We start from the raw sequence: 19,597 nt of genomic DNA on the forward strand, positions 1-19,597 counted from the left end.
CGTGGGTCCGTCACCAACGTGTCATCGATCCGGTCTCACCACAATACTGATACCGACTCGCGTCGATCGCCTACCCGGTCCCTCCATGAACCTCCAGATCGACGGCAGCAAGGTCCTCTACGCGCTCGGCGTGCTCTTCGCGCTCGGCGCGTTCGCCTACTTCGTCCGCGACGTGGTGTTCGGACTCTCGATCACGGTGAAGGCCGTCCTCCTGTTCCTCGCGTTCCTCGCGTTCCTGCTCGTGGGGCTGTGGATCGACCGTGACGCGCTCGACGTGGTCGCGTACGCGATCGCGTCGCTGGCGTACGTCGTCTGGGTTGCGTACCTGGTCAGCCGGTACGACCTCGCCGAGACCGGCGTGTTTCTCCTGCTTGCCGTCTCGGCCGGCCTGTTCGTCGCGCTCGGGTACGTGGTGCGACAGGAGCCCGACGTGGTCTCGACCCGAACGGTCCGATACGGACTGGTCGGCGTGCTCGCCGTCGCCGTCCTGTTCGTCGGGGCGGACGTGGCCACCGCCGGCGTCACCGCCGACGCGACCCTCGACGGGGAGGCGACGCTCACCGTTCCCCCGGATGCGACCGAGGCCGAGCCGGATGCGATCGTTCCGGCCACCGGCCAGGTCGGGACGATGACCGTTCACAACGATGGGCCGTTCACCCGACCGGTCGATCTCCCGTCGCTGCAGGGCTGTGTCGTCGGCGTCGACGAGTCCGATGGGGTTCTCGCGACCGACCGGGGCGCCGGAGTGCGGTACGAACCACGGAGCTACCAGCGGTCGGACCGGCTCGCCGGCGGCGGGGAGCGGACCCACGCCATCACCGCCGAGCTGCCGGTTCGCGCGAACGCGACCCGGTCCGGATCCGTCACGATCACCGTCGAGCGCGCCGAGGGATGCGACGTCTCCCGGTCGGAGCCGACGCTCCTCGTGGTCGTCGGCGGGGACGCCACCGGCAGCACGCCGCCGGTCGCCGTCGACTGACCGCTATCGGAGTTCCCGCACCGCCGCGAGCAGGACGGCAAGCGCGGAATCGACGCTCTTGTGTTTCACCGCGGTCCGGTCGCCGTCGAATCGAAACCGGACCGCCTCGACGAACGACTCCTCGGTCCCCCACTCGGCGGCATAGGCGACGCCGACGTAGACGAGTCCGACCGGCTTGCCGTCCCGGCCGCCGCCGGGCCCGGCGATCCCGGTGGCCGAGAGCCCCCACGTGGTGTCGGCCCGATCGCGTGTCCCGCGCGCCATCGCCTCGGCGACCGGTCTGCTGACCGCGCCGTGGGCGTCGAGCGCCTCCCGCGGGACCGCCAGCTCCTGGCGTTTGGCGTCGTACGCGTAGGTCACGAACCCGCGGTCGAAGTAGTCGCTCGATCCGGGAACGTCCGTGATCGTCGATCCGATCAGACCGCCGGTCAACGACTCCGCGGTGGCCAGCGTGTCTTCCCGTTCCCGAAGCAGCTCGCCCACGATGGCCTCGATCGGGTCCTCGCCGGTCCATCGACCATCGACGAGCGCGTCCGGGAGTTCGCGGTCGGTCGGCGCGTCGGCGTCCATACCCCTGCTCGCTCGCGATCGACCTTAAACCTCGGCGCTAGAACTGTGGGCCCAGCCCGGAAAGCGCGCCACCGTTCGCGATGGCGTCGTCGAGTTCGACCGTCGCGCGCCCGAGGTCGGCCAGCCGATCACGGACCCCGTCGTCGGCGATCGCGTATCCGTCGTCATCGGTCGATTCGAAGTGGTCATCGTTCGCGTAGACGCTTCCGCCGACCGTGTGGGCGCCGAAGAAGCCGAATATCGGGCGCAGCTCCTGGTCGATCGCGAGGTAGTGGTGGTTCGTCGCACCGGTCGCGACGAGCGCGACCGCGGCGTCCTCGAAGGGGGCGACATCGGCCTGCCACATCCCGCGGGGAACCATATCGAACAGGTTCTTGAGCGCGCCGGAGAGGGACCCACGATAGATCGGCGTGCCGACGACGTAGGCGTCGGCCTCGACGATCGCCTCGAGGGCCGCAGCGGTGTCGCCCTCGTAGGCATCGAGCGTCCGCCCGTCGGCGGTGACGAGGTCGTGGTCGGCGAGCCGGAGCGTCTCGGTCGTGATGCCCTCCCGATCCGCGGCGGCCGCGAGCGCGGCGTCGACCGCAGTCGCGGTCTTGGAGGGGTCCGAGACGCTCCCGACGATCCCGAGAACGGTTCGGTTCGCCGTCATCTATCGGGCGACCTCCGCGCCGCCGATCGACTCGACGTCCTCGTCGATCACGTCGTCGACGTCGGTCGGGTCAAGGGGGTCGGCCTCGCGGACCGCGGGGATTATCTCCTCGCCGAACTGCTCGAGTTCGGTGTCGTAGTGGAGGAAGCCGGCGAGGACGATGTCGATCCCGATCGCGTCCAGCTTCCGGATGCGCTCGACGATCTGTTCGTCCGTGCCGATGAGTCCGGTCTTGAAGCCGTCGTTGTACTGGACCAGGTCCTCGAAGTCGGAGTCGTCCCACATCCCTTCGCCCTCGGCGGAGGACTGGCCAGCCTGCTTGACCTGCTCGCGGAAGGCCTCGACGGCCTCGTCGGTCGCGTTCTCGATGATCCCCTCGAGCGTCTCCTTGGCTTCCGCCTCGGTGTCGCGCTGGATGACGAAGCCGTTGGCGGCGAACCGCGGCGGCTCCGTGCCGAACTCCTCGGCGTAGGACTCGACATCCTCGATGATCCCGCGGATCTTCTCGAGGCTGCCGCCGTTGATGAACAGCACGTCGGCCTGCCGGGCCGCCATCTTCCGCGCGGCCTTCGAGTTCCCGCCCTGGAAGACCTGCGGGTACGGATCCTGGACCGGCTTCGGCTGCATCGGGGCGCCGTCGAAGCCGTCGATGTCCCTCCCGATCGTGTAGAATCGGCCGTCGTAGGTGGCGTACTCCTCGGTCCACAGCGCCTTCAGGACCTCGATGAACTCCTCCGAGCGCGCGTACCGTTCGTCGTGAGCAAGCCACGGCTGTCCGAACCCGGTGAACTCGCCTTTGAACCAGCCGCTGACGACGTTGATGGAGAACCGGCCGTTGCTGATCCGGTCCGCCGTCGCGATGAAGTTCGCGAGCGGGCCGGGTTCCCAGAGGCCGGGGTGGACGGCGCCGATGACGTGGAGGTCCTCGGTCTGTGCGGCCAAGGCGTTGGCAACCGATAGTGCCTCGAGCTGTCTGTCCGCGCCGTAGCTTCCGAAGAACCGTGCCTGCGCGAGCGCGTACTCGAACCCGACGTCCTCGGCCGTCCGCGCGAGGTCCAGGTTGTACTCGTAGGTCCAATCCGTATCCATCTCCCAGTCGGAGACGACGAGGCCCCCGCTGACGTTCGGCACCCAGTAGGCGAACTCCGTGTCCATAACGGGTGTTAATATATATGCGACCGACTTATGCAGGTGGTTTATGGCGATTCCTGTCCCTGCTCGATCAAACCGGCAAGACGTGTCAGTGTCCCGGACGCGATCCGGAACCGGCGATCGACGGGTAAAAACCGATCACGACCGTATGCATCCCCAGTGCAGGTCGAATGTCGATTCTTCGGACCGTTCCGGGAGGAGGTCGGCGAGCGGTCGGTCGAGATCACGACCGACGCGGAGACGTACGGCGACCTCCTTGCGGAGCTGGAGGACCGGTATCCCGGACTGTCCGGACGGCTGATCGCCGACGGATCGTTGGTCGGCGAGATCGCGGTCACCCGTAACCGGAAGAACATCCGGCACCTCGAGGGACCCGACACGCGGCTGACCGACGGTGACGTGGTCCGACTTACGCCGTCGGTCTACGGCGGGTGTGTGAACGCCGATCCGGATCGGCAATTCCTTCCGGTATCGGGTGCTCGCCGCGACATCGTGTGACTCCCGTCGGTCGGATCCAACGATCGGATCCAACGATCGGGTCCATCGATCGGACTCATCGGGCGCTTTTTGTCCACTGACCGCCTACCACACGTATGCGCCGCCATATCGAACTTCTCGTCGGACTGGTCGGACTGGTCGAACTCCTGTGTCCCCGGACCGTGGTCGCCGTGGCGACCCGGCTGGCGTATCGGACGCCGGAGGACCTCGAGGTCCGGGAGTGGGTCTACACCGCCGCGCGGCTGGAGGGCGCCGTCCTCGTGCTGCTCGGACTCGTCGGCCTGTATACGACCGCCGGATCCACGGGATCGGCGGCGACCGACGCCGCCGACGCAAACCCCGGAACCGCCGCGCGCGACAACGCGTAACCGTCTCGTCTACGGTCAGTTTCGCTCGCAAGCAGCTGGCCACCGGCCCGCGTCTGCGTCGAGGTCTCCCGGCTTCCGGACGACGTCGACGTCGAGATGGACGCCGTCGCGTCGCTCGGGTGACCACTCGGCTGGGGGGAGCATCTGGGGCTGGATCGACTGCGCACCGTTAAGTAGTTCCACGGCCAATCGCTGTCAGATCGATGTCTCACGACGTACGCAACCGTCTGTCGGGGATCCGGCGGGCACTGCATCGCCATCCTGAGCCGGGGTGGCGGGAGTTGCAAACGACCGAACGGGTCGTCGAGGAGATCGAACGGATCGGCGTCGACGAACTCGCGATCGGTCGCGACGCGCTCGCGAGCGATCACCGGATGGCGGTTCCCGACGACGAGGAACTCGCGGCGTGGCTCGATCGGGCTCGCGAGGCCGACGTCCGTGAGGACGTCCTCGAGAAGACGGCGGCGGGCCACACCGGCTGTGTCGCCGTTCTCGAGTGCGGTGAGGGGCCCACGGTCGGCCTGCGGGTCGACCTCGATGCGGTCTCGATGACTGAATCCGACGAGCCGGGTCACGGTCCCGCGGACGAGGGGTTCCGGTCGGAGCACGAGGGATATATGCACGCCTGCGGGCACGACGCACACCCGACGATCGCCCTCGGCGTGCTCGAGGGGATCAAACACGGCGACTTCTCGGGGACGTTCAAGGTGTTCTTCCAGCCGGCCGAGGAGATCTCCGGCGGCGGCAAGCCCCTCGTCGAGGGCGGCTACGTCGACGACGTCGACTACCTGCTCGCGATGCACGTCGGCCTCGGGAACCCGACCGGAACGATCGTCTCCGGGGTGCGAAAGCCTCTCGCGATGGCGCACCTGACGGCGACCTTCGAGGGGGCAAGCGCCCACGCGGGGACGGCGCCGAACGCCGGCGCGAACGCGATGCAGGCGGTCGCGACCGCGATCCAGAACGCGTACGCGATCCCGCGTCACGCCGACGGAATGACCCGGGTGAACCTCGGCCGGATCGAGGGCGGCACGGCGAGCAACGTCATCGCCGAGGAGATCACCATCGACGGCGAGGTCCGCGGGGAGACGACCGCGCTGATGGAGTACACGCGGACCGAACTCGAGCGCGTGCTCTATGCGGCCGCAGAGATGCACGACTGTGACGTGACGTTGCGGGTCATCAGCGAGTCCCCCCGCATCGACAGCGATCCCGAGTTGCGGGACCTTATCGGGGCGGTAGCACGCGGGATCACGAGCGTCGATACGGTCGTTCCCGAGCGGGAGTTCGGGGGGAGCGAGGACGTGACCTACCTGATGGAGCGGGTGCAGGCGAACGGCGGGCTCGCCGCCTACCTGCTCGTGGGCACCGACCATCCGACGGACCACCACACGCCGACCTTCGACGTCGACGAGCGCAGCCTCGACATCGGCGTCGAGGTGATCGCGGAGGCCGCCTCCGAGATCGCTCGACGACGGCCGTGACCGCGATCGGCGGATCGAAGTCCGGGACGGATCACCGATGGCAGCTATCCGACGGCCGATCTCGGCGATGTCGGCGGAACGAGGGTGGTGATCCCAAAGAAACGAGGGTCAGACCCCAAAGGATTAATCCGCACCCTCCACGTACCCCGGGTATGAGCGAGGACGTACCGGAGTCGCTGCGGACGGCAGCCGACGCTGACCGCCCGCGCGGGATCTTGACCCCGTCGGACCGCGATTTCCTCCTCGGTCGCAAGACCGACTACACCGAACACTCCAAGAAGCAAAAGCGCAACCGCATCCGGCGTCGGATTCGAAACGCGGTGATCGACTTTTCGATCCTCTTTGAACACCTCGAACAGCGCGACCGCGAGACGGTCTTCGATCCCAAAGACGAGGATCGGGAGGCGTTCACACAGGGGGTCATCGACATGCTCGCGTTCCTTCATCTCGGCTCGATGGGCTATCACACGCCGTTCAAGGAGATGCTCGCCGAGGGCGTCGGCAAAGCCGAACAGCGGCTCGCCGGGTCGGATTTCCGGATGGTCAACGTGGAGTTCAACGTCGACCCCGTGGGCCAGATCGACGTCGACGAGGTGATCGAGAAGATCGAAAACGACGAGTTCGCCCAGCTGACCGACGAGGAGCTGCGAGCGTTCGTCCGGCTGCTCTCGATGTCCGAGGAGTTCTCACCGAGCGAGACCCGCGAGACGATCAAGGACAACGTCGGCGACTTCGTCCGGAAGGTCAACGAGAGCGAGGCCGAACGCGAGCGCGCCGTCGAGGAACTGACGAACCAGCCCTGATCGTCGAGCCGTTCCGCCCGTCCGAATCGTTCTCACCCGTGTCCTGAGCCAGCGCGTCGCACTGTTCAAGCGTCGACTACCCGTCACCGAACGGGGGTGATCCGGTTCCGATCCGTGAGAGTGTATACATAATTCGTGGATGGCACTAACGAATATGGGGAAACGTTTATGTGATAAACATCCTATGAGTTGGGTATGCCATCACTCGACACGATGGATGAACGGGGGCGAACACGGCGTATCGATCCGTCGTCTCACGGGACCGAACGGCCCACGCGGTTCGGTGGCGGGGGTGGTCGGCGATGAGCGACGTCGACGGAACCGGCGAACCCGACGGCGCGATCGGTCGGTTCCGCGAGGAGCTCGATCCGGTCGTGTTCCTGTTCGGTGCCGGGTTGACGCTCGGATTGATCCTGTTGTACTTCTTCGATCCGAACCTCGTGCAACGGGGCATCGCGGCCGGAGAAACGGTGATGTACTCGTATCTCAACTGGGCGCTTTTGGCCATCGTCTTCCTCGTCGTTACCTTCCTCGTATACCTGATCCTCGGGCCGTGGGGGCGGCTCCGATTCGGCGAGGAACCGCCGGAGTACAGCTTCTTCTCCTTTTTCGCGATGTTGTATTCGGCCGGCTTCGCCGCCGGCGTCGTCTTCTGGGGACCGACCGAGGCCCTGTTCTACTACGCGGACCCCTCGCCGCTGTTCGACGTGGAGGGTGGCACCGCGGAGGCGATGACGATCGCCGTCCAGCAGACGCTGTTCCACTGGGCGATCCCCCAGCTTGCGGTCTTCACGATTATGGGGATCGGGATCGGCTACTACGCGTACAACTACGAGGACGTGCCGCTGCGTGTCTCCTCGGCCCTGACGCCGCTTTTGGGCCGGGAGAACCTCGACGGTCCGATCGCGAAGGTCGTCGACGTGATGGCGGTCTTCGCGACGATCGGCGGCGTGGCGACCTCGCTCGGGTTCATCGGCAGCCAGTTCATCGAGGGGCTCCGCTACCAATGGGGGATCGATCTGGGGACGACTGGGATCATCCTCGTGGTGACCGCGATGACGCTCGCGTTCACGGTCTCGATGGTTCTCGGGGTCGATCGGGGCATCCGTCGGCTCTCGAACTTCAACATGATCCTGTTCGTGATCCTGATGGTCGCGACGCTGATCGTGGGTCCGACGGCGTTCCTCGTGTTGATGGGCACGCAGGCGCTCGGCGGAATGTTCAACGACTTCGTCGCGATGAGCCTGTTCACCGGCGCGGGCACCGACGGCGGGACCACATGGATGAACACCTGGACGGTCTTCTACTGGGCGTGGGCGCTCTCGTGGTCCCCGTTCGCCGGTCTGTTCATCGCGCGGATCTCGAAGGGTCGGACCGTCCGTGAGGTGGCCTTCACCGGCATCGCCGCGACCTCGGCGGCGTCGATCCCGTGGTTCATCTTCGTCGGCGGCACCGCGGTCTGGAGCCACCACAACGGGATCGCCGACTTCGGCGCGGTCATCGCGGGTGAGGCCGGCGCCGAGGTCTCCGGGTTCATCCTCTTCGAGACGTTCCCGCTCGGGACCGTCTTCATCCTCGCGTTCATGATCCTGGTGACGACCTTCTTCATCACCTCCGCGGACTCCTCGACGCTTGCCGTCTCGATGATGACGACCGGCGGTAAGGCCCAACCCTCGAACATCAACCGGGTCTTCTGGGGCGTCCTCCTCGGAATGATGGCAGCGATCCTGATGACGCTGGGCGGCGTGAACGCGCTGCAGTCGGCGGCGATCATCACCGGCACTCCGTTCGCGTTCGTCTGTCTGTTCACGATGATCGGCCTCATCCGGGAGTTCGTCTCCGACGGCAGCCGGGTGCTGTTGCAGGAGGACTCCTGGCTGTTCGGTTCCGGTCCGAAGGATGAACCCTCGGCGGCTGAGCTGAGCGATGACGACTGAGGACAGGTAGTCGTCGTCGGTCGCCGGCGACCATACCGCCGGCGTCGACGACTGCGGGCCGTCGATGTCGATACGCCGTTCGATCGATACTAACATTTAATGTACGCTGTATACACTATTTGTGTATGGATAGGGATACTGCCGAACCCGACGCGGACGCGCTGCCGGGGCCGAACGCCGAGCGCTGGGTGAATTTCCACGGGGAGCACGCGGCACCGAGCGAGTATTCCCACGAGTTCGTCTGGGACGTCACCGCGGAGGCCGACGGACCGTTCGTGACCGACGTCGACGGAAACGTCCTGCTGGATTTCACCTGTCACATCGGGGCTGCGCCGCTGGGGTACAACAACGAGAAGGTGCTCGGCAAGCTCCGGGAGTTCGACCTCGTCGAGCCGATGAAGATCGCCGGCCAGGACATGTACTTCGGGTCGGGGCCCGACCCCGAGGACGCGCCAATCCCCGGGTCGAGCCACCTGATGGCGAAGTTGACGGAGGTCTCGAGCCAGTACGGGATGGACACGGTCTTCCTTTCGAACTCGGGCGCCGAGGCGGTCGAGAACGCGATGAAGATCACCCACGACGCGACCCCGGCCGCCAAATACGGCTACGCCTTCACCGGCAGCTTCCACGGGCGGACGCTCGGGACGCTCTCCGTCACCCGGTCCAAGGACGTCTACACCCGCCACTATCCGGAGATCGCCGGCATCCGGACGGTCCCGTTCTGTGCCGACCGCGACTGCTCGCCGGCAACCTGTGAGTGTGGGTTCTTCACCGGTGATGGCGCGGAGTCACAGCTTCGGAACGCGCTCGCGCCGGAGGGCGGCCACGTCGATCCCGCCGAGATCGCGTTCCTGATGCTTGAACCGATCCAGGGCGTCGGCGGCTATCGGTTCCCCAGCGAGGCGTTTATGGCGGAGGTCGGCGCCGTTAGCGACGAGTACGACATCCCGCTCGTCGTCGACGAGATCCAGTCGGGGATCGGGCGGACCGGCGAGATGTGGGCCATCGACCACTATCCGGTCGAACCCGACGTCATCGCGAGCGCGAAGGCGCTGCGCGTGGGCGCGACGATCTCCCGGTCGGACGTCTTCCCGAGCGAGAAGAACCGCCTCGGATCCACCTTCGGCGGCGGCGACGTGCTCGCCTCGATGATGGGCACCTTCACCCTGGAGGCGATCGCGGACCACGACCTGCTCGCGAACGCGACCGACCGCGGCCGACAGGCGACGGAGCTGCTTGGGGACGGTGCACCCGAAACCGTCGTTGACGTCCGCGGCAAGGGTCTGATGCTCGCGGTGGAGTTCGACACCGCCGACCGCCGCGACGCCGTCGTCGCCGAGGCGCTCGAACGCGGCCTGCTCACGCTCGGCTGCGGGAAGAAGACGATCCGGCTGCTCCCCCCGCTGGACGCGACCGAACGCGAGATCGAACTCGGCGTCTCCATCTTCCTCGACGCCGTCGAAGCCGCAGGAACGACCGCCGCTGCCGCGTAAGGGATCGTTCGCGGACGACGGCAGAAGGTGGCGTTCGTCGGCGAACGGCCGTGATTTATAAGATGATCTACCTTTCTTCGGCGTCCATTTATAAGTCGATCGGCGTTCGGAGTTGGGTTTCAGGTGGTGCGAATCGCGGGAGACCGCAACGGCGTCGGGCCGTCGTTAAGCCGGTCTCCAACGAGCCGAACCGTAACTCATCTGCCCCGTGGCCTCACGCGACCTGCTCGCTGTTCCGGAACGTGACCGTCGTGTCGTCCGACTCCACGGTCGTTTGGATCGTGATCCAGCCGTCGTTCCGATCGACCTTTCGTGCTCCCTGGAACGAGAGCTCGACGCGCTCGGTCGTCGTGTGGGACGCGCCGGCCTCGAGCGTGCCGACGTCAACGGTCCCCTCCCAGACGACGTCGTCCGTGTCGGTGTTGTTCTCGCCGGCGAAGATCCGGATGTACGTGGTGATGCCGGTCGCGGTTTCGTCCTGCTCGTTATACAGCGTCGCGGTGACGTCCCGACAGGTCGTCCCACACTCCTCGGTCTCGTCGATCGTGAACGAGAACGGCTCCGTGTCGGGGGCCGACGTCGTCGTCGACCCGTCGTTACTCCCGGATTCCTCCGCGGAGGACTCCGCGGTGGAAGGCTCCTCCGTGGGGAACTCCTCGATGGACTCGCCCGAATCACCACCGGGGGCGGGGCCGACGCCGGTATACGCCATCGCTCCGACGGCGAGGGCCAGAGCGAGCACGACGAGTCCGACGGCGATGCCGTGTTTTCGGTTCATTTTGGGCTCACGCTCCGGGTTCTATTCGGCCTCGTAGTCGACGGTGATCCCGTCGGGAACGGGCTGGAGGAGGTACTCGCCGGTTCGGCCACGGCGGACCGGGGTGAAGTCGGCGGTGAAGACCGTGCGGGTGTCCGCTCGGATCTCGAACTCCTCGTTGAAGGTGAGCGGCGCCTCGCCCGGAACCTCGACGGTGGCCGAATCGCCCCCCTCGAGCGTCGCGTCGACGCCATCGGTGTCCAGCTGGATGTACTCGTAGGTCGCGACGTCGAGTTCGCGCTCGTCGACCAACTGTGTGTTGTCATTCTGCAAGTCGACGAGATCAGCTTCCTGCGGCTCCTCGAACTCGTAGTACTCGCGGCCGGACTCCTCGTCCGCGTCGTCCGATTCCTCGGATTCGGTGTCCTCTGTTCCGGCGTCCTCTGTTCCGGCGTCCTCCGTTCCGGCGGTTTCAGTTCCGGCGTCACTGGGGCCGAGCCACATCCCGACGATGGTAACGACGCAGGACTCGAAGTCCGCGATGTCGCCCGGCTGGTCGGTGACCTGCGCCGCGAGCGTCCCCGTTTCGCCACCGCCGCCGCCGAGACAGCCCGCGAATCCGATCGTTCCGGCCGTCGCCGCGCCCGTGAGATACGTCCGTCTGTTCATTGGTAACTCAGTCATAGTATGTTCTGTGGTTATCTTATATGAGGGGATGAAGCGCTATGCCGTCTCCTCGGCGTCGTCACCTTCGTCGCTCTCGGTGGCGTCGTCAGCGTTCCCGTCGGCCGCATCGTCACCCGACAGCAGGTCACTCAACGAGTCGCCGAGCCCGTCGATCGATCCGTTTCGGAACGAATCGATGGTGTCGTGGATCTCACCCACCCGGTCGGGAACCTGTTCGGGCAGGCCGCCGCTCGGCCCGACGCCGTCGGCGTTATCAGCGCGTTCGTCGGCGTTCCCCGCACGTTCGTCAGCGTTCCCTGCGCGTTCGTCAGCGTTCCCCACGCGCTCGTCGGTCACGTTCTCACCGTCGTCGTCGCGTTCCTCAGCGTCGGCCGCCGTCTCGTTCTCGTCGCCTGCCGTCTCGGTCGGCGTGGCAGCGTCAGCTGCCGTCCCGTTCGATGCGTTGGTCGCGTGCTGATCCGCCGCGTCGGCCGGATTGGCGGCACCGACCGCCGCCACGCCGCCGATCAGGAACATCGCTGCGATCGCGATCGTGATGGGTCGTTTCACGTTCATTGCACTCGCCGCTCGGACGGCCACCCAGATAAGGAGGTGAAGACGTGAACCCGATTTTAGGCGGTTGCGGGACCTTTTATGCCGAATTAAGCCGGATAAAAACGAATGAACTGGCGCCATCTCGGCCGCCCCGGTTGTCGACGGTCTGCCGAGCGACTGGGCCGTTGCGCGCGCGCCCAGCCTTCGATCCACCCGGGGTCACTGCCCCCAGAAGTCCGTACAGGAAACCAGCTCCGCCACCGCCTGTGGTTCCGGTCGAACGCCTTCCGGCCCGACGACGACGGTCGCGAGCGGGTCGCGGTGCTCCTCCTCGCGCCACGTGATCGGCCCGGAGACCGACCCTGCCTCGACCGTCGCCCGATACTCCCCGAGCCGCCGGTCGAACTCGCCGAGCGTCGGCTGCTCGTCGGGGGAGATCGACCGGCTCGCCTCGAGGACCACCTCGTCGGTCGGTCGGTACGTGACCTGCACGTCGACCGAGACCGACTCGTCAAACCGGTTCTCGACCGAGAGCGGATGCGGACCCATCGAGGGGGTCGCCTCGGCCAGCGTCAGTCGCGTGGTCGAGTTCCGGTCGTCGATCGTGGCTCGGTAGTACGCGTCGTCGTTTCCACCCCCGGCCTCCAGGTACGACGCCTCGGGATCGAGCACGTGCGGGAGGACGAGCTCGCCGTCGGTTTCGTACGCGCCCTCCGCGAGCGCGGTCTCGACCTCCCGACGCGCCGGCTCCGGGAGCTCCCCGATTCCGATCACCAGGCGGGGACACCGGTCGTACGTGTCGGGATCCGGTTGATCGTCGGGAGTCCCGGATGCGGTGGAGGTTCCGGATGCGGTGGATGTTCCGGTTTCCGGATCGGTCGTATCCGGGTCCGACGTTTCCGACCCGCCGGTTTCCGGCCCGGCGAGACAGCCACCGAACCCGCCCGAAAGCGCGATCGTCGCAGCCGCGAGCACCGATCGTCGGCGCATAGGTCGTGTCGTTGATCGACCGATAAGGTCTTTCTGGCCGGTCGTACTCGCCAGAACGCTGAGCTGCGAACCGGGCGCGGCTCCGGGATCGCGGCTCTCGGCTAACGAACCTCGGCTAACGGCTCTCGGCTAGCGTCCCTCGGCTAACGGCTCCCGACTAACGGCTCGCGGTCAACCAGCGACTCGTCCGCCACCTCGACCGCCTCCAGGGCGGCGAGCTCGTCGAAAACCTCCCGTAGGTGTTCGGGGCCGCTCCCCTCGATGCCGACCGTCACGGGAACGCGGTTGGGGTGGTCGCCCGCGCTCCGGTCGTCGCGTTCGAGGCCGTCGAGCTCGGCGCCGTGAGACTCGATCGTCTCGGCGACGTCGGCGATCGTGGTGGGCCAGCCGTCGACGTGGAGGCGCGCCTCGGCGTAGCGCCCCAGCTCGATCAGTCCGGTGCGCGTCAGTTCGGCGTGTTCGGTGAGGTTGACGTTCCCGCCCGAGACCACCGCCGCGACGTGCTCGTCGGTCACGTCGAGGGCATCGGAGAGCAGCGCGGCGACCGGGGCGGCGCCGGCCGCCTCCGCGACCGTCTTGGCGCGCTCGGCCAGCAGGGTGACGGCGACGGCGATCTCGTCGTCGGAGACGGCGACCACGCCGTCGACGCGGTCCCGGAGCACGGCCCACGTCTTCTCGAGGAGCCGGGTATCGGCGATCCCCTCCGCGACCGTATCCACGTCCGGCAGCTCGTGGATCTCGTCGCGCTCGAGGGAGGGCTTGGCGTGGAGCGCCCCCTCCGGCTGGACGCCGATCACGCGGACGTCGTCGTCGAGGGCCGCCGGCAGCGCGGTGGTGATCCCGGAGATCAGCCCGCCGCCGCCGATGGAGACGAGGACAGTGTCGACGTCGGGCATCTGCTCGGCGATCTCCAGGCCGACCGTGCCCTGCCCGGCCATTATCGCGGCGTCGTCGAAGGGATGGACGAAGGTGCGGCCGGTCTCCTCGGCACGCTCGAGCGCGTGCTCGTAGGAGCGCTCGTAGATGTCGCCCTCGATGATCACCGTCGCGCCGTATCCCCGTGTCGCCTCGATCTTGGAGGCGGGCGTCACCTCCGGGACGACGATCTCCGCGTCGATCCCCAGCAGGTCACCCGCGAGCGCGACGCCCTGCGCGTGGTTGCCCGCGCTGGCGGCGATGACGCCCGCCTCGCGCTCGTCGGGCGACAGCTGGGCCATCGCGTTGTACGCGCCGCGGATCTTGAACGACCCCGTCCGCTGGGTGTTCTCGAGTTTGACTCCGACCGACGCGGCGCCGCTGGCATCGGCGAGCGTGGTCGAACCGTCGAGCGGCGTCCGATGCACCACGTCGGCGATCCGGTCGTGAGCTGCACGGATATCCCCTGCCGTGAGGACGTCCCTTGCCGTGAGGACGTCCGCAGTGGTGGCGTCGTCCGCGGCGGTGGGGCCGTCCGTGGCGGGTGTCACTCCCTCGTCGGTCATCGATCGCCCTCGCCGGCGAACGCGTCCTCGACGCCGCGGATCGCCTCGGTCAGCACGTCGGTTCCGATCCGGAGGCTGCGCTCGTCAATGTCGAAGGTCGGCGTGTGGTGGCCCGTCGGATGGTCCGTCCCGACGATCAGGTAGGACGCGAGCCCGCCGTGTTCCTGCACCCGCTTCATCAGGAACGTTGCGTCCTCGCTCGCGCCGAAGTCGGCGGTGGGGACGACCTCGGTGACGCCGTCGATCCCGTCGGCCACGTTCGCGACGTGGTCGACGAGCGCCGGGTCGCTGTCGGCCCGTGGCGACTCGCTTCTCACGTCGATGTCGACCGAACAGCCGTGCATCGAGGCGGCGCTTCTGAGGGTCCGTTTCAGCCGGCCCTTCATGTATTCCATCAGTTCCGTCGTCTCCCCGCGCGCTTCGGCCTCGAGGTGTGCGCGATCCGCGATGACGTTGCTCGCCGTGCCCGACTCCGCCCGGCCGATGTTCACTCGAGTCATTCCGTCGGCGTGGCGAGGGATCGCGTACGCGTTCTCGATCGCGGCCCCGAGCGCCTGCATCGCGTTGTCGCCCTCGTTCGGCGTCTTGCCGGCGTGCGTCGAGGTCCCCTCGATCATGGCGTCGACGTGGCACATCGCCAGCGGGCGCTCGATCCCGGCGACCACGCGCCCGGTCGGGTGGTCCAGCCCGACGTGGACCGCAAAGAGGTACTCGAGGTCCTCGATGTAGCGGCTCTGAGCCATCGGGTGGCCGCCGCCGCCGGCCTCCTCGGCCGGCTGGAAGAAGACGACGAGCCGGCCCGAGAAGTCGCTCGCCTTGATGGCCTCGATCGTCGAGAGGCCCCAGGTCATGTGCGCGTCGTGCCCGCAGGCGTGCATCGTCCCGTCGATCTCCGACCGGAACCCCTTCTCGGCGGGAGCGTGATCCGGATCGTCGGATTCGGTGATGAACAGGCCGTCGATGTCGACCCGGAGGCCGACCGCGGGCCCGTCCCCACACTCGAGGACGGCGATACAGCCCGTGATGCCGCCGGCGGTCTTCTCGAGGATCTCCTCGTCGGCGCCGCGCTCCCGGGCGCGGTCGGCCCACTCCGCGATCGAGGCCTCCTCGGGCACGGCCATCCTGTCGGCGGGGTCGTAGGCGTCGCGACCGATCGCGAGCTCGTCGACGCCGATCTCGCGGAGCTCCTCGACGAGCCGGTGGGTCGTGTAGAACTCCCGCCAGGCGGGTTCCGGATGGCGGTGGAACCAGCGGCGCAGCGAGACGAGTTCGTCGATGGCGTCGGTGGCGTCGGTGGACATGGGTGAGTCTACCACGTGAATGAACTTAATAATACACAATTCCCGTTGACGGAGAATACATAAAAGGATAAGTCGACCCCCACGGGATCGATACGTACCCGACCCGAATCCAGTATGACCGAGGAACCAGATGTCGTCGTCCTCCGCGAGGGGACCGAAGGACTGTCAATGGAATCGTACGCCGAAACGATCCGCGAACGCCTGCCCGAGCGCACGGTCGCGCTCGCGCGAACGCCGGCCGAAGAGCGGGAGCTGATCACGCAGGCACGCGTCGTCACGGGGATCTCGATCGACGAGGACCTGCTCGAACGGGCCGACCGGCTGGAGCTGTTCGCGTGCACGTTCGCCGGCACCGACCACGTTCCGATGGCCGCCCTCGCCGAACACGGCGTGGCGGTGACGAACGCCGGCGGGATCCACGCGCCCGGCATCGCCGAGCAGGCGATCGCCAACATGCTCGTGTTCGCCCGCCGCCTCCACGAGGGCTGGCGTCGGAAGTCGAACGGCGAGTGGCGCCACTTCCAGTCCCACGAGTTCACCGACAGCACGGTGACGATCGTCGGGCTGGGGTCGATCGGGCAGGCGGTCGTCCGGCGCCTGCAGGGCTTCGAGGTCGAGACGATCGGCGTGCGCTACACGCCCTCGAAGGGCGGTCCGACCGACGAGGTCGTCGGTTTCGAGAACGAGGCGATCCACGACGCGTTCTCACGGAGCGACTACGTCGTGATCGCCTGCCCGCTCAACGACCTCACGCGCGGGCTGGTCGGTCCGGACGAACTCGCCACGCTGCCGCCGAACGCGGTCGTCGTCAACGCCGCCCGCGGCGGGATCGTCGACACCGACGCGCTCGTCTCGGCGCTGCAGTCGAGCGGGATCCGCGGGGCCGCCCTCGACGTCACCGACCCCGAACCGCTCCCGAGCGACCACGTCCTCTGGGACCTGGAGAACTGCCTCATCACGCCCCACACCGGGGGCCACACCCCGAAACACTGGGACCGGCTCGCGGACATCGTCGCCGCGAACGTCGAGGCCCTCGAGACCGGCGGCGACCTCACGAACCGCGTGCGAACGCCGGATCCGGAGTAGAACGCCGCTCGTTCACCCGCCTCCGGTGCGGGCTGCGGTGGGCGCGAGCCGTGGCCGCCGCGACCGCTGCGGGGTTTTTATTCGGCCCGCTCCGATCGACGAGCGTGCGGACCTTCAGAACGCTTCCCGCGGACCGTCCGGATCCGGACACCCTGCCCGACTGGTGCGACGTCGACGTCCGGTCGATCCCGGCGGTTCCGGAGTGGTGCATCGAGACCTTCAGCGACCCCGGGGACGCCGTGATCGACCCCTTCGCGGGCTTCGGCACCACGATCGCCGCCGTTGACCGACTCGACAGGGACGGCTACGGCATCGAACGCGACCCGCGCCGCGTCGCGTACGTCCGCGATCGTGTCGAGCATCCCCGTCGCGTCGTGGTCGGGGACGCCCGCGACGGCCGGTCGGCATTTATAACCGATGCGTCGGCGGATCGGGAGGGATTTATAAGCAGCGACGGGAGCAAGCGGAAATCGCTTATAAATGGTGACGACGATGAGGAGGATCACGAGGGCGGCGGCGTCGATCCGCCGTCGTTCGACCTTTGTTGTACCGCGCCGCCATTCATGCTCGACTGGATGGACACCGACCCCTTCGAGGGATACGACGCCGACGGCTCCTACGAGGCCTACCTCGATGACGCTACCGTCGCCTTCGAGGCGATCGCCGACCTGCTCGCACCCGACGCCGTCGCGGCGGTCGAGGTCTCGAACGTCCGGTTCGGCCCCGGGGTGAGCACTCTCGCGTGGGACCTCGCGGACGCGGTCGACGACGCGGACGGCCTCCGGTTTCGGACCGAGATCGTCCTCGGATTCGAGGACGGCGACGGTAGAGTCGAGGATGACGTCGACCGCGACGATGGGAGCCGGGTGGATGCTGGAAACCGGGCTGTCGACGCGGCCGACGACGACCGGACGTGGAGTCCCGAAACCGGGCGCTACGGCTACGGCTACGACCACTGTTACTGTCTCGTCTTCGACCGCGACGCGTGACCGAGCGCTGAAGGCCGCATCGATGTTCGTTTATAAACAATGCGGGACAGCGTCGACTCGGTTTATAAACACGACCGCCGAGCCCGATCAGTCGTCGGCCGGCGAGGCGGCGGCGCCGTCGCCGGCTCCGAGGTCGGTCGCGACCGGTTCGATCCGGTCATCGGGAAGGGTGCCGTCCTCGCGGAGTCCGCGCGCCTCGTAGTACTCCTGAATGGCTGCCTCCAGGTCCGGAATCTCGTAGGGGAGGGCGTCGGCGTCGGCGTCGATCCCGCGCCGGTTGTTGAAGTGACGTTCGCGCTCGATCGTCCGCGCGCCGACCGCGAGCAGCTCCTCGTAGTCGGTCTCCAACAGCGCGGCGAGGCGCTCGTCGGTGATGTGACCGCTCGCGAAGGCGCAAACGACCGCGGAGTCCCGGATCGCGTTGCGGTTCTCGTGTTCGACGAGGAGGTCGGCCTTGCCGAGCGTCCCTTCGGGGTCGATCTCGCCGGCGTACTCGGGCGAGAGCAGCCCGCCGTACATGTGGTCGGCCCCGCGGTTCGCGACCGCATACGAGAGGCCCTGTCCGTGCAGCACGCGACCGTCGTGGGCAGCGAACTCCATCCCCTTGACGGTGTAGTCGTCGACGCCGAGCTGGTCGTGCACACGGTGCACACCCTCGGCAAGGTCGTCGCCGATCCCCTCGCGGTGGGCGATCTTCTCGACCGTTTCGCGGGCCAGCTCGGCGTTTCCGAACTCGTCCTCGCTCGCGAGATAGGCCGCGACGGTGACCCCCGCGGAAATGGTGTCAAGTCCGAACCGGTCACACAGTTCGTTCGCCTTCATCACGTCGACGATGTCGCCGACGCCCTGGTTCGACCCGAACGCGTAGACCGTCTCGAACTCCGGTCCCTCCGTCTCGAAGCCGGTCTCCTCGTCGCGGGTCGGCAGCTTGCAGGCGTAGGCACACCGCGAGCACGCGCCCTTCTTGTACTTCTTCTCCTCGACGGCGTTTCCGCCGATGTCGGCGGCCGACTCGAACTCGTACTCGGAGAAATAGCGCGTGGGCAACGAGAAGTTCTCGTTGATGAACTCCGTGTTGCCGGTGGTCCCCTGCCGGCGCATCAGGTCGTCGGAGGTGGCCGCCTCCCGGTGGATCTCCATCTCCGGCGGGTCGGGGATCTCGATCTCGGGGGCCGAATCACCCTCGAAGGTGACCGCCTTGAGGTTTTTCGACCCCAGCACCGCGCCCAGTCCGCCGCGCCCGAACGCCCGGGAGTCGAAGGTCATCACCGACGCGAACCGGACCCGGTTCTCGCCGGCGGGGCCGATCGCGATGCAGTTCTCCGGACCGAGATCCCGCGTTTCGGCGACGTGATCGGAGACCTCGGGTACCGTGGCGCCGGCGAGTTCGGGAACCGGCTCGAACTCGACCCCCTCGTCGGTGACGTGGGCGATCAGGAGCTCGTCGCTCGCCCCCGTCACCTCGAGCGTCGAGATGCCCGTCGCGGCGAACTCCCGGGAGAGGAAGCCGCCGGCGTTCGTCGAGACCAGCCCGTCGGTCAACGGCGAGAGGCCGGTCATCGAGAGCCGCCCGGTGAAGGACGTGCTCGACAGCTGCAGCGGGCCGGTCGCGAGGTACGCGCGGTTCTCCGGCCCGAACGGGTCGGCGTCGAACGGGATGCGGTCGTGGGCGAGCGCGGTCGCGACGCCGCGGCCGCCGATGAACGACTCGAGGACGTCGTCGATCGGCGTTCTGGTTGCCGAACGCTCGGTCAGGTCGATGGTGAGCAGTGGGCCCTCCGCGTGAAGCATACGTGTAGCCTCGCGGTAGATCCCCAAATAGCCTTGCCTCGCGGG

19 protein-coding genes and 1 pseudogene are annotated in these 19,597 nt (G+C 67.4%); 10 read left to right on the forward strand and 10 right to left on the reverse strand.

The genetic code is table 11. From position 1 onward, the window contains the following. The first annotated feature begins 85 nt into the window (after positions 1-85). Positions 86-979: a hypothetical protein gene (locus tag BLW38_RS06695; protein ID WP_092816231.1), complete on the forward strand. Its 894-nt coding sequence runs from the start codon at positions 86-88 to the stop codon at positions 977-979. A gap of 3 nt (positions 980-982) precedes the next feature. Here the strand turns inward: BLW38_RS06695 and BLW38_RS06700 are convergent, their stop codons facing one another. Genes BLW38_RS06700 through sfnG form a run of 3 tightly spaced genes read right to left on the reverse strand, consistent with a single transcriptional unit; the run spans position 983 to position 3,356 of the window. Beyond that, positions 983-1,549 carry a CinA family protein gene (locus tag BLW38_RS06700; RefSeq protein WP_092816233.1) on the reverse strand — a complete coding sequence of 189 codons (567 nt, stop codon included), beginning with the start codon at positions 1,547-1,549 and terminating at the stop codon, positions 983-985. Positions 1,550-1,586: 37 nt separating this feature from the next. Continuing rightward, on the reverse strand, positions 1,587-2,201 hold the full coding sequence (locus BLW38_RS06705; RefSeq protein WP_092816235.1) for an NADPH-dependent FMN reductase: 615 nt from the start codon (positions 2,199-2,201) through the stop codon (positions 1,587-1,589). Then, positions 2,202-3,356, reverse strand: a complete 1,155-nt coding sequence (gene sfnG / locus BLW38_RS06710) for a dimethylsulfone monooxygenase SfnG (protein ID WP_092816237.1) — start codon at positions 3,354-3,356, stop codon at positions 2,202-2,204. Positions 3,357-3,512: 156 nt separating this feature from the next. On the opposite strand from sfnG, the gene BLW38_RS06715 reads away from it, so the two are divergent. The 7 genes and pseudogenes from BLW38_RS06715 to BLW38_RS06745 all read left to right on the forward strand — a co-directional run bounded on the left by BLW38_RS06715 (position 3,513) and on the right by BLW38_RS06745 (position 9,936). After that, complete coding sequence (locus tag BLW38_RS06715; protein ID WP_092816239.1) at positions 3,513-3,851, forward strand: ubiquitin-like small modifier protein 1; 339 nt, start codon at positions 3,513-3,515, stop codon at positions 3,849-3,851. A 95-nt stretch (positions 3,852-3,946) separates the two neighbouring features. Next, positions 3,947-4,219, forward strand: a complete 273-nt coding sequence (locus BLW38_RS06720) for a hypothetical protein (protein ID WP_245710090.1) — start codon at positions 3,947-3,949, stop codon at positions 4,217-4,219. Between the two features lie 39 nt (positions 4,220-4,258). Then, positions 4,259-4,342 (forward strand): annotated as a pseudogene (locus BLW38_RS16810) (RidA family protein); the annotation flags it as partial. An 80-nt stretch (positions 4,343-4,422) separates the two neighbouring features. Then, entirely contained in the window at positions 4,423-5,703 is a 1,281-nt protein-coding gene (locus BLW38_RS06730; RefSeq protein ID WP_092816241.1) for an amidohydrolase, read from the forward strand. 152 nt (positions 5,704-5,855) lie between these two features. Next, positions 5,856-6,506: a hypothetical protein gene (locus tag BLW38_RS06735; RefSeq protein WP_092816243.1), complete on the forward strand. Its 651-nt coding sequence runs from the start codon at positions 5,856-5,858 to the stop codon at positions 6,504-6,506. A gap of 302 nt (positions 6,507-6,808) precedes the next feature. Then, positions 6,809-8,443: a BCCT family transporter gene (locus tag BLW38_RS06740; RefSeq protein ID WP_092816245.1), complete on the forward strand. Its 1,635-nt coding sequence runs from the start codon at positions 6,809-6,811 to the stop codon at positions 8,441-8,443. 125 nt (positions 8,444-8,568) lie between these two features. Next, positions 8,569-9,936 carry an aminotransferase class III-fold pyridoxal phosphate-dependent enzyme gene (locus BLW38_RS06745; RefSeq protein WP_092816247.1) on the forward strand — a complete coding sequence of 456 codons (1,368 nt, stop codon included), beginning with the start codon at positions 8,569-8,571 and terminating at the stop codon, positions 9,934-9,936. 214 nt (positions 9,937-10,150) lie between these two features. On the opposite strand, the gene BLW38_RS06750 is transcribed toward BLW38_RS06745, so the two are convergent. The 6 genes from BLW38_RS06750 to BLW38_RS06775 form a co-directional block, all read right to left on the reverse strand. Then, a complete protein-coding gene (locus tag BLW38_RS06750) occupies positions 10,151-10,714 on the reverse strand; it encodes a hypothetical protein (RefSeq protein ID WP_092816249.1) in 564 nt (187 codons plus the stop codon). A gap of 21 nt (positions 10,715-10,735) precedes the next feature. Next, positions 10,736-11,377, reverse strand: a complete 642-nt coding sequence (locus BLW38_RS06755) for a DUF4382 domain-containing protein (protein WP_092816251.1) — start codon at positions 11,375-11,377, stop codon at positions 10,736-10,738. A gap of 39 nt (positions 11,378-11,416) precedes the next feature. Further along, positions 11,417-11,935 carry a hypothetical protein gene (locus tag BLW38_RS06760; RefSeq protein WP_092816253.1) on the reverse strand — a complete coding sequence of 173 codons (519 nt, stop codon included), beginning with the start codon at positions 11,933-11,935 and terminating at the stop codon, positions 11,417-11,419. Positions 11,936-12,133: 198 nt separating this feature from the next. Then, positions 12,134-12,904: a hypothetical protein gene (locus tag BLW38_RS06765; protein ID WP_092816255.1), complete on the reverse strand. Its 771-nt coding sequence runs from the start codon at positions 12,902-12,904 to the stop codon at positions 12,134-12,136. A 143-nt stretch (positions 12,905-13,047) separates the two neighbouring features. Next, positions 13,048-14,385, reverse strand: a complete 1,338-nt coding sequence (gene ilvA / locus BLW38_RS06770) for a threonine ammonia-lyase (protein WP_092816257.1) — start codon at positions 14,383-14,385, stop codon at positions 13,048-13,050. After that, the gene (locus BLW38_RS06775) at positions 14,382-15,686 is read right to left on the reverse strand and encodes an amidohydrolase (protein ID WP_092816259.1); all 1,305 of its coding nucleotides are present in this window, start codon (positions 15,684-15,686) and stop codon (positions 14,382-14,384) included. The genes ilvA and BLW38_RS06775 overlap by 4 nt, the downstream gene beginning before the upstream one ends. Before the next feature lie 114 nt (positions 15,687-15,800). Between BLW38_RS06775 and BLW38_RS06780 the strand changes: the two genes are divergently transcribed. Both BLW38_RS06780 and BLW38_RS16200 read left to right on the forward strand, forming a co-directional pair. Further along, complete coding sequence (locus BLW38_RS06780; RefSeq protein ID WP_092816261.1) at positions 15,801-16,772, forward strand: NAD(P)-dependent oxidoreductase; 972 nt, start codon at positions 15,801-15,803, stop codon at positions 16,770-16,772. Positions 16,773-16,876: 104 nt separating this feature from the next. Then, positions 16,877-17,761, forward strand: coding sequence for a DNA methyltransferase (locus BLW38_RS16200; protein ID WP_177167455.1), 885 nt, complete (start codon positions 16,877-16,879; stop codon positions 17,759-17,761). Between the two features lie 87 nt (positions 17,762-17,848). Here BLW38_RS16200 and BLW38_RS06790 read toward each other — a convergent pair whose 3' ends face one another. Continuing rightward, positions 17,849-19,552: an aldehyde ferredoxin oxidoreductase family protein gene (locus tag BLW38_RS06790; protein WP_092816263.1), complete on the reverse strand. Its 1,704-nt coding sequence runs from the start codon at positions 19,550-19,552 to the stop codon at positions 17,849-17,851. Between the last annotated feature and the right edge of the window lie 45 nt (positions 19,553-19,597).

Source organism: Halopenitus malekzadehii (assembly GCF_900108505.1).
GTDB lineage: Archaea > Halobacteriota > Halobacteria > Halobacteriales > Haloferacaceae > Halopenitus > Halopenitus malekzadehii.

Coding starts and splice junctions, on each gene's coding strand:
- BLW38_RS06765 (WP_092816255.1), bottom strand. CDS start 12,904: ATGCGCCGACGATCGGTGCTCGCGGCTGCGACGATCGCGCTTTCGGGC.
- BLW38_RS06720 (WP_245710090.1), top strand. CDS start 3,947: ATGCGCCGCCATATCGAACTTCTCGTCGGACTGGTCGGACTGGTCGAA.
- BLW38_RS06740 (WP_092816245.1), top strand. CDS start 6,809: ATGAGCGACGTCGACGGAACCGGCGAACCCGACGGCGCGATCGGTCGG.
- BLW38_RS06705 (WP_092816235.1), bottom strand. CDS start 2,201: ATGACGGCGAACCGAACCGTTCTCGGGATCGTCGGGAGCGTCTCGGAC.
- BLW38_RS06780 (WP_092816261.1), top strand. CDS start 15,801: ATGACCGAGGAACCAGATGTCGTCGTCCTCCGCGAGGGGACCGAAGGA.
- sfnG (WP_092816237.1), bottom strand. CDS start 3,356: ATGGACACGGAGTTCGCCTACTGGGTGCCGAACGTCAGCGGGGGCCTC.
- BLW38_RS06745 (WP_092816247.1), top strand. CDS start 8,569: ATGGATAGGGATACTGCCGAACCCGACGCGGACGCGCTGCCGGGGCCG.
- BLW38_RS06730 (WP_092816241.1), top strand. CDS start 4,423: ATGTCTCACGACGTACGCAACCGTCTGTCGGGGATCCGGCGGGCACTG.
- BLW38_RS06775 (WP_092816259.1), bottom strand. CDS start 15,686: ATGTCCACCGACGCCACCGACGCCATCGACGAACTCGTCTCGCTGCGC.
- BLW38_RS06760 (WP_092816253.1), bottom strand. CDS start 11,935: ATGAACGTGAAACGACCCATCACGATCGCGATCGCAGCGATGTTCCTG.
- BLW38_RS06750 (WP_092816249.1), bottom strand. CDS start 10,714: ATGAACCGAAAACACGGCATCGCCGTCGGACTCGTCGTGCTCGCTCTG.
- BLW38_RS06790 (WP_092816263.1), bottom strand. CDS start 19,552: ATGCTTCACGCGGAGGGCCCACTGCTCACCATCGACCTGACCGAGCGT.
- BLW38_RS06755 (WP_092816251.1), bottom strand. CDS start 11,377: ATGACTGAGTTACCAATGAACAGACGGACGTATCTCACGGGCGCGGCG.
- BLW38_RS06735 (WP_092816243.1), top strand. CDS start 5,856: ATGAGCGAGGACGTACCGGAGTCGCTGCGGACGGCAGCCGACGCTGAC.
- BLW38_RS06700 (WP_092816233.1), bottom strand. CDS start 1,549: ATGGACGCCGACGCGCCGACCGACCGCGAACTCCCGGACGCGCTCGTC.
- ilvA (WP_092816257.1), bottom strand. CDS start 14,385: ATGACCGACGAGGGAGTGACACCCGCCACGGACGGCCCCACCGCCGCG.
- BLW38_RS06695 (WP_092816231.1), top strand. CDS start 86: ATGAACCTCCAGATCGACGGCAGCAAGGTCCTCTACGCGCTCGGCGTG.